Source organism: Rhizobium sp. SVR5-2C, from assembly GCF_056755115.1.
Window position 1 is genome coordinate 1 of the sequence record NZ_JBNDHT010000062.1, and the last position, 12,715, is coordinate 12,715.

Genomic DNA, 12,715 nt, shown 5'->3' on the forward strand with positions numbered 1-12,715 from the left:
CCGGCGACCGGCGAGTACCGTGTCAAGCGGGATGATGAGTAGAAGATTTACGTCTGCCTTCCCTCATGATATACATTATTGACGTGTATATCATGAGGCAATCATGCAAGTTGCAAAATGGGGAAATAGCCTCGCAGTTCGCATTCCCACCGTTGTCGTGGATGCTCTTGAACTTAAGGAAGGCGACGACGTGACGATCCGCATAGCGGAGGATCGTGTTTTTGAGATCGCGCGAAATGATGCGCGACAAAAGGCCTTTGAACGTATCAAGGCATTCAAGCTGAAACTTCCTCCGGATTGGAAGTTTGATCGCGATGAAGCGAACGATCGCTAATGGCCGCCGCCGATAGCTTTCTGGATACCAATATTCTCGTCTATGCGTTCACGGAGGACCTGCGTGCAGCGGCCGCTCAGTCCCTGTTGCTCAAGCCATTTGTCCTTAGCGTGCAAACGTTGAATGAGTTCGCAAATGTCGGGCGCAAGAAGCTGGATATGTCTTGGGCTGATCTGCATTTGGCGATAGCCGATGTGATCACTATGGCCGCAGCGATTGCAGCCATCGATGAACGCACGACCATATCAGCGATCAACTTGGCAGAACGGTACGGTCTCAGTTTCTATGACGCTGCTATGATTGCGGCTGCCTTGCAAATGAACTGCGTACGATTTTATTCGGAAGACTTGCAGCACGGCTTGGTCATCGACGGACACTTGACCATAATCAATCCATTTCGATAATTTCTGGCAGCGCGGAGCGCCTCACAATTTCCCCAGAGCCTTGACCCTTGCCGCCTGCCATGGCACCTGTCCGCGTACATTTTGTACGAATTCGGAAGCCCGCCATGTCTGCATCGATCCCCGACCATATGAACCCGAAGCGCTCGTTCCAGGCGCTGATCCTGACCCTGCATAACTACTGGGCGGACAAGGGGTGTGCGGTTCTGCAGCCCTACGACATGGAGGTCGGCGCCGGCACCTTCCATCCGGCCACGACGCTTCGTGCGCTCGGCCCGAAGCCGTGGAAGGCTGCCTATGTTCAGCCGTCGCGCCGTCCGTCCGATGGCCGTTACGGCGAGAACCCGAACCGTCTTCAGCATTATTACCAATATCAGGTCATCCTGAAGCCGAACCCGCCGAACCTGCAGGAGCTCTACCTGGGCTCGCTCGCGGCGATCGGCCTCGATCCGCTGCTGCACGACATCCGCTTCGTGGAGGACGATTGGGAAAGCCCGACGCTCGGCGCCTGGGGCCTCGGCTGGGAGTGCTGGTGCGACGGCATGGAAGTCTCGCAGTTCACCTACTTCCAGCAGGTCTGCGGCATCGAATGCTCGCCGGTCGCAGGCGAGCTGACCTATGGTCTCGAGCGCCTCGCCATGTATGTGCAAGGCGTCGACAACGTCTATGACCTGAACTTCAACGGCCGCGAAGGCGAAGAAAAGATCAGCTATGGCGACGTGTTCCTGCAGGCCGAACAGGAATATTCGCGCCACAACTTCGAATTCGCCAATACCGAAATGCTGCATCGCCATTTCATCGATGCGGAGAAGGAATGCCAGGCGCTTCTGGCCGCCGGCGCGCCGGGCGACAATGCCAACCAGCGCCTGCACAAATGCGTGTTCCCGGCCTACGACCAGTGCATCAAGGCGAGCCACGTCTTCAACCTGCTGGATGCCCGCGGCGTGATTTCCGTGACCGAGCGCCAGAGCTACATCCTGCGCGTCCGCACGCTCGCCAAGGCTTGCGGCGAAGCCTTCCTGCTGACGGATGCAGGCGGGGTAAATCTCGCCAAAGACGCGGCGTGATCTCTAGTATTCAGGGCTAGTGGTTCCGCGAGTTCGTGGATGACAATGCACTGCGATGTCAATAATCTCCGCCGCAACTCTATTTCGTTGCGGGGGATTCGCGATGTACATTATTCTTGGCGTGATCGTTCTGATCGCGCTTTATCTTGTTTTCATCTACAACGGTCTCGTCCGCGCCCGGCAGATGGCTGAAGAGGCTTGGTCCGGCATCGACGTGCAGCTGAAGCGCCGTGCCGATCTGATCCCGAACCTGATCGAGACCGTCAAGGGCTACGCCACCCACGAAAAGAGCACGCTGGAAGAAGTGGTCGAACTGCGCAACAGGGCGCAGGCAGTACCCGCCGGCGATGTTGCCGGCAGGGCTCAGGCGGAGGGCCTTCTCGGCCAGGCGCTCGGCCGCGTCATGGCGCTTGCCGAAGCCTATCCGGACCTCAAGGCAAACCAGAACTTCTCTGAGCTTCAGGCCTCGCTCGAGACCATGGAAAGCGAGATCCAGATGGCCCGCCGCTACTACAACGGCGCTGCCCGCGATCTGAACGTCAAGGTCGAGAGCTTCCCCTCCAATCTGGTCGCCGGCCAGTTCGGCTTCCAGAAGAGGGAATATTTCGAGATCACCGACGAGGCCGATCGCGCCGTTCCGGCCGTCAAGTTCTGATATGGGCGTTTGCCTTTGCCCAAAAGCTGCTATGAGCATGGCGGGTTAAGGCCGCAGGGCGGCCAGCGCAATGGACGGAATAGACAGGCGTCATGAGCAAGGACAAGAAACTCACCATCATCCCGGTTAAGGCTCCGCTCGCAGGCCGTGCGGTGCCGCCAGGCTCGAAGTCGATCACGAACCGCGCGCTGCTCCTGGCTGGCCTTGCCAAAGGCACCAGTCGCCTGACGGGCGCGCTGAAGAGCGACGACACGCGCTACATGGCCGATGCGCTGCGCGCCATGGGCGTCGTCATCGATGAGCCGGACGATACGAGCTTCGTCGTCACCGGCAGCGGCAAGCTCTTGCGACCGAAGGCGCCGCTTTTCCTCGGCAATGCCGGCACCGCGACGCGCTTCCTGACCGCCGCCGCCGCGCTCGTCGATGGCATTGTCGTCGTGGACGGTGATCAACACATGCGTAAGCGCCCGATCGGCCCGCTGGTGGATGCGCTGCGATCGCTCGGCATCGACGCGACGGCAGAAACCGGCTGCCCGCCTGTGACGGTGAAGGGCACCGGCCGCTTTGAGGCGAGCCGCATCCAGATCGACGGCGGCCTTTCCAGCCAATACGTCTCCGCGCTGCTGATGATGGCAGCCGGCGGTGACCGCCCGGTCGATATCGAACTCCTCGGCGAACATATCGGCGCTCTCGGCTACATCGATCTCACCACGGCGGCGATGCGCGCCTTTGGAGCACGTGTCGAAAAGACCAGCCCGGTCACCTGGCGTGTCGAGCCGACCGGCTACACCGCGGCCGATTTCGCCATCGAGCCGGATGCTTCCGCCGCCACCTATCTCTGGGCCGCCGAAGTGCTCACCGGAGGCTCTATCGATCTCGGCGTTCCGAACGGTGCGTTCACCCAGCCGGATGCCAAGGCCTACGATATGATTGCGAAATTCCCGCATCTACCGGCCGAAATCGACGGTTCGCAGATGCAGGACGCCGTCCCGACGCTCGCGGTTCTCGCCGCTTTCAATCAGACGCCCGTCCGTTTCGTCGGTATCGCCAACCTGCGCGTGAAGGAGTGTGATCGCATCCGCGCCCTGTCGACCGGCCTCACCCAGATCCGTGCCAATCTTGCGCGCGAAGAGGGCGACGACCTGATCGTCAACGCCGATCCTTCGCTGGCCGGCCAGCATCTGACGGCTGACATCGACACTTTCGCCGATCACCGGATCGCCATGAGCTTTGCGCTTGCCGGGCTGAAGATCGACGGCATCACGATCCTTGATCCGGATTGCGTCGGCAAGACCTTCCCGGCTTACTGGCGGACGCTGGCGGGGCTTGGCGTGACCTATGCGAATGAGGGCTGACATTATCTGAGCGGCGGGGTGCCGCGGGGGAAGGGGTAAGATGATCCGGCGGCTTTGCGGCCTTTGCTTCATTCTGTTCATGGCGCTTGCCGCGGCGCCGGCAAGTGCTGCCGAGGTCATCAACTCCTTCGTCTCGGATATAACGCTCGAAAAGAGCGGCGCCATGACGGTGATGGAGACCATCACGGTCAATGCCGAAGGCAATCGCATCCGGCGCGGCATCTTCCGCGATTTTCCGCTGACGTTCGTCGACGAAGGCGGTCGCCGCCGCTCCGTCGATTTCGATGTCGTCTCGGTCACGCGCGACGGTCGTGACGAGCCGTGGAAGACGGAATCCATTTCCGGCGGCATCCGCATCTATGCAGGCTCGGAAGACGTCATGCTTCCGGCCGGCCGCCATCAATACGCCTTCACCTACCGCACCAATCGCCAGATCCGCTATTTCGCCGATCACGACGAGCTCTATTGGAACGTTACAGGCAATGGCTGGATCTTCCCGATCATGGTCGCTACCGCGACCGTGAACCTGCCCGATGGCGTCACCGAGACCGATACGAATGTCTTCACCGGCCCGCTTGGCGCAACGGAAAAAAACGCCCGCGTTTCAGGCAGCGATGCCCAGCCGGTCTTTTCAACGACAAGGCCGCTCGATGCAAACGAGGGCCTGACGATCGCCGTCAAGTTTCCGAAGGGGGCGATCGATCCGCCGAGCAGCTCCGATCAGAATGTCTGGTGGCTGAAGGACAACCGCGATTATTTCATCGGCTTCGGCGGGCTGATCGTCGTCTTTTTCTACTATACCCGCGCCTGGCTGAAGGTCGGGCGCGATCCTGCCCGCGGCGTCATCGTGCCGCGCTGGGATGCCCCGGACGGCATCTCGCCGGCGCTCGTCAACTATATCGACAACAAGGGCTTTTCCGGACAGGGCTGGACGGCGCTGTCGGCCGCAGCGCTCAATCTTGCGGTGCGCGGCTATGTTATTCTGGAAGACCTCAAGAAATCGATCGTGATCCGCCGCACCGACAAGTCGCCCGGCAAGGAGAAGCTGGGGCCAGGCGAGGCGAGCCTCCTGGGCGAAATCGGCGGCAAGAATTCCCTGACGATCGACAAGGCGAACGGCGAGCGCGTGAAATCCGTCGGTCAGAGATTCCGGTCGGCGATCGAGCGGGAGCATCGCGGCAAATACTACAATTCCAATACCGGCTATACAACCGGGGGCATCGCGCTGAGTGCGGCGTCGCTCGTCGCGCTGTTCGTCTTCGGCACGCTGGAGCCGGACAACATCATCCTGATGGTCATTCCGATCGTCGCGTCGGTTTTCGTGTCGATTTTCGTCGCGGGGCTGGCGAGGTCGTTTCGCCCCGGCGGGTCGCTTGGAGGCAGGATCGCCGCGGTGATCTCCATCGCAGTCGTCGTCTTCATCGGTTTCAGCATCATCTCGTCGCTGGGCCTGGCGCTTTTCTCGACGCTGATGGAGTTCTATGAAACGCCGATGCTGTTCGCCGTCGGCGGCATCGTCCTTCTCAACGTGCTCTACGTCTTCATCATGGGTGCGCCGACGCCGCTCGGTGCCAAGATGATGGACGGCATCGACGGGCTGCGCCAGTACATGACGCTCGCTGAAAAGGACCGCATGAACATGGCCGGCGCGCCGGAGATGTCGCCGCAACATTTCGAAAAGCTGCTGCCCTATGCGGTCGCCCTCGGCGTCGAGAAGCCATGGTCGCGAACGTTCGAGACATGGCTTGCCGCAGCTGCGGCCGGCACTGCGGTTGCCTACGCCCCGAGCTGGTATTCCGGCGATTTCAACAGCGGCAGCTTCTCGGATCGCATCGGCGGCTTCTCGTCGTCCATGGCCTCAACCATCGCCTCGACGATTCCGACCCCGCCTCCCTCCAGTTCATCGTCGGGCTTTTCCGGTGGCGGTGGTTCGTCGGGTGGCGGCGGAGGCGGTGGCGGCGGTGGGGGCTGGTAAAGCGCTGGTGGTTTCTTCTCACCCTGCGACCGTGCGGCCCCCTCATCCGCCTGCCGCAGCCTCTCCGTTCCCTTCTCCCCTCGGGGAGAAGGTGGCCCGAAGGGTCGGATGAGGGGGCCACACATGGTACAGGGCGAACCAATAAACCCACTAGGAAGCCGCCAACACTTGACCTTTCGCCCCGCGCCCCTTAACCGCCAGACGGAAAACGGAAAGGATCAGGCATGAAGGTTCTGTTGATCGGTTCGGGCGGACGCGAGCATGCGCTCGCCTGGAAGCTGGCGCAATCGCCGCTGATGACGGAATTCTATGCCGCGCCGGGTAACCCGGGCATTGCGGAACATGCAACACTCGTTTCCCTGAATGTCGAGGATCAGGAAGCGGTCGCTGCCTTCTGCGCACAAAAGGCGATCGACTTCGTCGTCGTCGGCCCCGAGGCGCCGCTGGTCGCCGGTCTGGCCGACCGCCTACGTGCCGATGGCCTGAAGGTCTTCGGTCCTTCCGCGGCCGCAGCCCAGCTCGAGGGTTCCAAGGGCTTCACCAAGGATATCTGCGCTCGCTACAACATCCCGACCGGAGCCTATCAGCGCTTCAACAACGCCCCGAAGGCGAAAGCCTATATCCGCGCACAGGGTGCGCCGATCGTCGTGAAGGCCGATGGCCTTGCCGCCGGCAAGGGCGTCACGGTGGCAATGACCGTCGAGGAGGCGCTTGCCGCCGTCGACGATTGCTTCGAGGGCGCGTTCGGTTCCGCGGGCGCCGAGGTGGTGATCGAGGCCTATCTCGACGGCGAGGAGGCAAGCTTCTTCTGCCTGTGCGACGGCACGAACGCGCTGCCGCTCGTAACCGCCCAGGATCACAAGCGGGTCGGCGAGGGCGATACCGGCGTCAACACCGGCGGCATGGGGGCCTATTCGCCGGCACCCGTCATGACGCCGGAGATGATCGAGCGCACCATGAAGGAGATCATCGAGCCGACGATCCGCGGCATGGCCGAAAGTGGCCATCCGTTCTCCGGCGTTTTCTTCGCCGGGCTGATGATCACCGCGAAGGGCCCGGAACTGATCGAATACAATGTCCGCTTCGGCGATCCCGAGTGCCAGGTGCTGATGATGCGGTTGAAGAGCGATCTGCTGCCGCTGCTTCTGGCCGCCGCCGAGGGTACGCTCGACCAAGTCACCGCAGAGTGGAGCGACGACCCGGCGCTGACGGTCGTGATGGCCTCCAAGGGCTATCCGGGTTCCTACGAGAAGAACACGCCGATCCGTTCGCTGCCGGAGGCAGGTGAAGGAGCCAAGGTGTTTCATGCCGGCACGGCCTTGAAGGACGGGCAACTGGTCGCGACCGGCGGCCGCGTGCTGAACGTCACTGCCACCGGCAGGACCGTCAGCGAGGCCCAGAGCCGCGCTTACGGTCTGCTCGCCAAGGTCGAATGGGAAAATGGCTTCTGCCGCCGCGATATCGGCTGGCGGGCGGTCGAACGCGAAAAAGCTTAAGCTTTGGCCCGAAATCGGGTCAGTTGTCTAAAGTTTTACCCTTTCCTCTGACGGGATGGAAATAAAGCCGCGCTATTCTGCTCCTATACTACGACGGAGCAGCTTCCATGCGTCAATTCATTCTCGGTACGGCAATACTTCTGACGGCCGGTTCGGCGATGGCATCCTCGATCGAGGTCATCGGCGAGGCCGCGCAGGTCGATGGCGGAAGCATCGTGACGAAAACCTGCACGAGCTGCCCGCCGCTGCAAGCGATCGAGCGCAAGAAGGACTACACCGTGCCGGTGCTGGCACCCGGCGCCTTCCAGGCGAGCGCCCTGCGCGATGTGGGCGGCGAGCCCAAGCTCTACCGCACCGAAGGCTGGATGGGCGGCTCGCCTGTCGTCTTCGTCACCAAGGCAACGCCCGAAGTCCTTGAGGCTTTTAAGGCGAGCGTTCCCGCCGAGGACATCGATCCTACGGCAACGACCTCTGTTATCGGCGGCGATACGAAGCCTGTTATGGCGGATATGAATGGGCCGGTGGAACAAACTGCGCCGCTCGACGTTTCTGGTCTTAGGCTACGTACGGGATTTTGAAAGTTCCCTGCCCCTGACCCGGCCAAGGTTTTGGTCGTTCTGGGGTCCGCCCCGTCGGCGGAATGAATGCGCTCCTGAAGAGAAGCAGGGGCGCATTCTTTATTTCAATTGAATGACAGAGTACGAATGCAACCTATACAATTATGCAAGAAAGCATGATTCAGATTTGGCATTGCTGATCGTCGGTAATAGTCGAAATCGTTAAGTGATCATTCAGCCATTCACCATAATTTTACTTACCGGAGGACCGGAGTGAGCATGATTGCGCTTGCTGAACGTGCGTGCTGACACGCGCGAAGGGACGGGAGTTGACCGATCCGGTGTTGCAGATTTCACCATTTTCGGGAGACTTTCATGAAAAAGCTCAAGATTGCCCATCAGCTTTTTGCCCTTGTCGGGGTTCTTATGGCAGCCTTTGCGCTGGCCACGTTTTTCCAGATCAAAACGACAGAGCAATCCATCTACAATGACCGCTTCGATCTGCTGCGCACGCAGGTCGAGTCGGCGATCTCGGTCCTCAATGCCTATTACGAAAGGGAAAAGGCCGGCGAGATGACGCATGAGGCCGCCCAGGCCGAAGCGTTCAAGGTGCTCTCCAAGGTCAAGTTCGAGCCAACCGGCTATGTCTTTGGTTTCGATTACAATGTCGTCCAGCGCTTCCATCCGAGCCCGGTCAATCTCGGCAAGGACATGAGCGGCCAGGTTGACCAGCGCGGCACGCATTTCAGCAAGGAAATGGTTGACAAGGCGATCGCCGGCGGCGGCCAGACGATCTATTTCTGGAGCAAGCCGGGCCGTCCGGATAGCGAACAGTATCTGAAGGGCGCCTATTCCGCGGCCTTCGCTCCTTGGCAGATCGTCGTCGGTTGTGGGGTTTACTTCGATGACCTGCAGGTCCAGATCGATGCAACGATCTGGAAGGCGCTCGTTGCCTGCGGCATCATCTTCCTCGCGGGCATTGGCGCCGCAATTTATTTCATCCGCGGCATCTCCAAGCCGCTCAAGGATGTTCATCAGGCGCTGGAAAAAGTCGCTGATGAAGACGTGTCGCTGACGATCCCGCATACCGGCCTTAACAATGAAATCGGCATGATGGCGAAGGCCACCAAGTCGCTGCAGGAAAAGGTCGAGGAACGTCACGTCATGTCTGAGCGCGAAGCGGCTCAGCAGCTCGAACTCGAGAGCGAGCGCGAAAACAACCTGCGCAGCCAGCGCGACGAGGCGACCGGCCAAGCCCGCGTCGTTTCGACGATCGGCCAGGCCCTGGAAAAGATCGCCCGCGGCGACCTCACCGTTCGTTGCGGCGATATCGGCCAGAAATACGCAGCCCTTCGCGACAACTTCAACGATGCGCTTTCGCATCTCGAAGCCGCGATGGCCAAGGTCAGCGCAAAGGGCGGCGACATCGGCGTTGCGAAGGAGGAAATTCGCCGTGCATCGAGTGAACTGTCGCAGCGCACCGAACGCCAGGCAGCCAGCCTCGAGGAAACCTCGGCGGCGCTCGACGAACTGACCGTCGCTGTCCGCCAGACGGCGGAAGGCGCGAGTGAGGCAAGCAAGCGCGTGCACGCCGTGAGCACCGAAGCGAGCCGCAGCGATGCGGTGGTCACCGAAGCGATCGAAGCGATGAGCGGTATCGAAAAATCTTCCGACGAGATCGGCAAGATCATCGGCGTCATCGACGAGATTGCCTTCCAGACGAACCTTCTGGCACTCAACGCCGGCGTCGAAGCGGCGCGTGCCGGCGAATCCGGCAAAGGCTTTGCCGTCGTCGCCCAGGAGGTCCGCGAACTGGCTCAGCGCTCCGCCGCTGCCGCCAAGGAGATCAAGGACCAGATCGCCCGTTCCTCCAGTCAGGTCGATCAGGGCGTTCGCCTTGTCGGCGAGGCGGGAGAAGCGCTGAAGCGTATCTCGGACCAGATCAAGGCTGCCAACGAGATCGTCGCCAAAATCGCTCACAGCGCCTCCGAGCAGGATACGACGCTGCGCTCGATCTCGTCTTCGATGAACCAGCTCGACACGGCTACGCAGCAGAACGCGGCGATGGCGGAAGAAACGACGGCTTCGGCCGAGACTCTGGCTGCCGACACCGACGAACTGCTCAGCCTTATCCGTGGCTTCCACATCGGCGGTGCCGATCAGACCGCAGCTGTGCCGGCGCGCCGCGCCGCCTAAGTCTTAAACCCGGCTATTTCATCACCTATGCATTTGCGGCCGCCGGAGAAATCCGGCGGCCGCGTTCACTTGCACAGGATGAAAGTTGCTTCCCGAGAAGTCTCTACCCGGCAATCTTCGAGAAGTCGGCAACGGTGCCCGTCGCCTCGCGGATCAACCGCAGCAGCGCAAGGCGGTTGGCGCGGATCGCCGCATCTTCGTCGTTGACGAGCACGTCATCGAAGAAGCGGTCAACCGGAGCGCGAAGTTTCGAAAGCGCTTCCATGGCCGAGCGGAAATCTTCCTTGGCGATTGCCGCGGAAGCCTCGGCGGCGGCCTTGGTGATGGCGGTGAACAATTCCTTTTCGGCATCGAGCCGGAACAGCTTCTCCGAAACGCCGTCGGCGATCACCGTGCCCTTCTTCTCCTCCGCCGCAAGAATCTGCGTCGCGCGCTTGGTGCCGACCAAAAGGTTCTTGCCGTCCTCGGAGGTAATGAAGGCCGTGAGCGCCTCGACGCGCCGCACGATCATCAATAGGTCGTCGGCGTCGGGTGTCAGCACGGCATCGATGAGGTCGTAGCGGGCGCCCTGGTCCCGGAGATAGACCTTCAGCCGGTCGTGGAAGAAGGAAAGGAGGCTGATCGCCAGCTCGGCTTCTTCTTCGATCGTCTTCGGATGGCCCTTGGCAAGATAGGTCTTGCAGTATTCGATAGCGGCGTACTGTTCTTTTATGAGCTTCTCGAACTCGACCCTGTCCTCACCCTGTTGGATCTTAAGCTCGAACAGCCTGATCGAATCTTCATGACTCGTCATGGCTACGGCCCACTCGCTACGAAACGCAGCTCGAAATACCGGGATGAGGGGTGCCCTGATGCCCCGTTCCAGGAGCAGCCTGATCGATCCCAGCGCCGCTCGTCTCAGTGCAAACGGATCTTTCGAACCGGTTGGCTTTTCGTCTATGCGCCAGAACCAGACAAGGGTGTCGATCTTGTCGGCAAGAGCCAGCGCGATGGCGACATTGTCTGTCGGCACGCGGTCGGCAGGACCCTGAGGCTTGTAATGGTCCTCGATAGCCGCCGCCACCGATGGATCTTCACCTTGCAGCAGGGCGTATTTCTTCCCCATTGCACCCTGTAACTCCGGGAACTCGCCGACGATCTCGGTTCTGAGGTCTGCTTTCGACAGCACTGCGGCACGGCTGACCTTCACGGGATCAGCATTGACGATCTTGCCGATTTCGCCGGCAAGATTGCGAATCCGGGTTACCCGTTCGCCCTGCGTCCCGATGCTGGCATGGAACGTAACATGCAGGGCGTCGAGCTTCGCCATCCGCTGGTCGAGCGGCTTCTTGAGATCAAGCCCGAACTTTTTCGCCGAAGTCACGAGCGTCTCGAGATCCGGCAAGTCTCCCTGGTCGCGCTTCCAGAAGTGCAGCGCGTCGGATAGCCGGGCGCGTACGACCTTGCCGTTGCCGTGGATGATTTCCTTGCCGCCGTCGCTCGCCTCAATGTTGGAAACCAGGATGAACTTGTTTGAAAGCGTCTCTTCACCCTGTTTGCGAGTGACGAAGCATTTCTGGTTCGTCTTGATCGTCAGGCGGATGATTTCGGAGGGGATCGAAAGGTAATCCTCTTCGAACGTCCCCATCAGCACCTGCGGCCACTCGACGAGCCCGGAGACTTCCTCGAGCAGGCCTTCGTCTTCCACCAGGTCCAGCCCGCTTGCGAAAGCAAGGTTGGCGGCATCCGATGCGATGATCTCCTTGCGCCGTTCGGCGTCTAGGATGACCTTAGCCTTTTCCAGGCTCGCGACATAATCGTCGAAGCGCTTGACAGTGATGGCACCCGGCGCATGGAAGCGGTGGCCGTAGGTGACATTCGAAGCGACGATGCCGTCGATCTCGAAGGGGATGACGGTGGTTTCCTCGTGCTCGGTGCCGAAGGTGCAGACGATCGACTGCAGCGGCCGAACCCAGGTGAGCGAACCGGGCTTGGCAGAGGCCTTGCCCCAGCGCATGGGCTTGGGCCAGGGAAAATTGCGGATGATGCCCGGCATCACCTCGGTGACGATTTCTTCCGTTGCCCGCCCGGGCTTGGAGATGACGGCGACGTAGAAATCGCCCTTCTTCGGATCGCTCTGAACCTGCGCCTCGGAGATCGAGGAAAGGCCGGCGCCGCGCAGGAAGCCCTCGATCGCCTTTTCGTTGGCGTCGGTGCGCGGCCCCTTGCGCTCCTCGCGCACATCGGCGGAGCGGGCGGTAAGGCCGTGAATGTCGAGCGTCAGGCGGCGCGGCGTCCAGTATTCGCGCGCACCCTCATAGGAGAGACCGGCCTCCACCAGCGCATCGGTGACGAGCTTCTTCAGGTCGCCGGCAGCCTTGCGCTGCATACGAGCTGGAATCTCTTCGGAGCGAAGTTCGAGAAGCAGGTTCGGCATGTCACTTTTCCTTGCCTCCACAGGGGAGGGGTGGTCCAAAACGGTCGCCTCTGCTACCAAAGAAAGCCGCATCTGCACAACCGCAAAAACGCCGCGCGGGGCGGGACCGCAGTGCTATCCGCCAGCTTTGTACCATGCGGCCCCCTCATCCGGCTGCCGCCACCTTCTCCCCGCTGGGGAGAAGGGACATGCCGCGCCGCCTCGCTTCCACCTTCTCCCCGCGGGGAGAAGGTGCCCGAAGGGCGGATGAGGGGGGCTCCGGG

Annotated in this window: 10 protein-coding genes and 1 pseudogene; 10 read left to right on the top strand and 1 reads right to left on the bottom strand. The window is 61.1% G+C overall.

Going from position 1 to position 12,715, the window contains the following annotated elements; translation table 11 throughout:
* The first annotated feature begins 103 nt into the window (after positions 1-103).
* The 9 genes from ACPYOI_RS18385 (at position 104) to ACPYOI_RS18425 (ending at position 10,036) form a co-directional block, all read left to right on the top strand.
* Positions 104-334: an AbrB/MazE/SpoVT family DNA-binding domain-containing protein gene (locus ACPYOI_RS18385; protein ID WP_481415748.1), complete on the top strand. Its 231-nt coding sequence runs from the start codon at positions 104-106 to the stop codon at positions 332-334.
* Positions 334-738 (top strand): PIN domain-containing protein, encoded by a 405-nt coding sequence (locus ACPYOI_RS18390; protein WP_481415749.1) that lies wholly within the window; start codon positions 334-336, stop codon positions 736-738. Before ACPYOI_RS18385 ends, ACPYOI_RS18390 begins: the two co-directional genes overlap by 1 nt.
* A 128-nt stretch (positions 739-866) precedes the next feature.
* The gene (locus tag ACPYOI_RS18395; RefSeq protein ID WP_481415770.1) at positions 867-1,802 is read left to right on the top strand and encodes a glycine--tRNA ligase subunit alpha; all 936 of its coding nucleotides are present in this window, start codon (positions 867-869) and stop codon (positions 1,800-1,802) included.
* Between the two features lie 103 nt (positions 1,803-1,905).
* Positions 1,906-2,457: a LemA family protein gene (locus tag ACPYOI_RS18400; protein ID WP_481415750.1), complete on the top strand. Its 552-nt coding sequence runs from the start codon at positions 1,906-1,908 to the stop codon at positions 2,455-2,457.
* 92 nt (positions 2,458-2,549) lie between these two features.
* Positions 2,550-3,812 carry a 3-phosphoshikimate 1-carboxyvinyltransferase gene (locus ACPYOI_RS18405; protein ID WP_481415751.1) on the top strand — a complete coding sequence of 421 codons (1,263 nt, stop codon included), beginning with the start codon at positions 2,550-2,552 and terminating at the stop codon, positions 3,810-3,812.
* A 40-nt stretch (positions 3,813-3,852) separates the two neighbouring features.
* A complete protein-coding gene (locus ACPYOI_RS18410) occupies positions 3,853-5,787 on the top strand; it encodes a DUF2207 domain-containing protein (protein WP_481423151.1) in 1,935 nt (644 codons plus the stop codon).
* A gap of 224 nt (positions 5,788-6,011) precedes the next feature.
* Positions 6,012-7,283 carry a phosphoribosylamine--glycine ligase gene (purD, locus tag ACPYOI_RS18415; protein WP_481415753.1) on the top strand — a complete coding sequence of 424 codons (1,272 nt, stop codon included), beginning with the start codon at positions 6,012-6,014 and terminating at the stop codon, positions 7,281-7,283.
* Between the two features lie 107 nt (positions 7,284-7,390).
* Complete coding sequence (locus tag ACPYOI_RS18420; protein ID WP_481415754.1) at positions 7,391-7,861, top strand: plant virulence effector HPE1-like domain-containing protein; 471 nt, start codon at positions 7,391-7,393, stop codon at positions 7,859-7,861.
* Positions 7,862-8,215: 354 nt separating this feature from the next.
* Positions 8,216-10,036, top strand: a complete 1,821-nt coding sequence (locus ACPYOI_RS18425) for a methyl-accepting chemotaxis protein (RefSeq protein ID WP_481415755.1) — start codon at positions 8,216-8,218, stop codon at positions 10,034-10,036.
* 103 nt (positions 10,037-10,139) lie between these two features.
* Here the strand turns inward: ACPYOI_RS18425 and glyS are convergent, their stop codons facing one another.
* Complete coding sequence (gene glyS / locus ACPYOI_RS18430) at positions 10,140-12,452, bottom strand: glycine--tRNA ligase subunit beta (protein ID WP_481415756.1); 2,313 nt, start codon at positions 12,450-12,452, stop codon at positions 10,140-10,142.
* Positions 12,453-12,579: 127 nt separating this feature from the next.
* Between glyS and ACPYOI_RS18435 the strand changes: the two are divergent.
* Positions 12,580-12,715 (top strand): annotated as a pseudogene (locus ACPYOI_RS18435) (endonuclease domain-containing protein); the annotation flags it as partial.

Excerpts from the sequence above, each read along its gene's own strand:
- glyS (WP_481415756.1), bottom strand. The coding sequence starts at position 12,452 with ATGCCGAACCTGCTTCTCGAACTTCGCTCCGAAGAGATTCCAGCTCGT.
- purD (WP_481415753.1), top strand. The coding sequence starts at position 6,012 with ATGAAGGTTCTGTTGATCGGTTCGGGCGGACGCGAGCATGCGCTCGCC.
- ACPYOI_RS18385 (WP_481415748.1), top strand. The coding sequence starts at position 104 with ATGCAAGTTGCAAAATGGGGAAATAGCCTCGCAGTTCGCATTCCCACC.
- ACPYOI_RS18390 (WP_481415749.1), top strand. The coding sequence starts at position 334 with ATGGCCGCCGCCGATAGCTTTCTGGATACCAATATTCTCGTCTATGCG.
- ACPYOI_RS18400 (WP_481415750.1), top strand. The coding sequence starts at position 1,906 with ATGTACATTATTCTTGGCGTGATCGTTCTGATCGCGCTTTATCTTGTT.
- ACPYOI_RS18420 (WP_481415754.1), top strand. The coding sequence starts at position 7,391 with ATGCGTCAATTCATTCTCGGTACGGCAATACTTCTGACGGCCGGTTCG.
- ACPYOI_RS18410 (WP_481423151.1), top strand. The coding sequence starts at position 3,853 with ATGATCCGGCGGCTTTGCGGCCTTTGCTTCATTCTGTTCATGGCGCTT.
- ACPYOI_RS18405 (WP_481415751.1), top strand. The coding sequence starts at position 2,550 with ATGAGCAAGGACAAGAAACTCACCATCATCCCGGTTAAGGCTCCGCTC.
- ACPYOI_RS18425 (WP_481415755.1), top strand. The coding sequence starts at position 8,216 with ATGAAAAAGCTCAAGATTGCCCATCAGCTTTTTGCCCTTGTCGGGGTT.
- ACPYOI_RS18395 (WP_481415770.1), top strand. The coding sequence starts at position 867 with ATGAACCCGAAGCGCTCGTTCCAGGCGCTGATCCTGACCCTGCATAAC.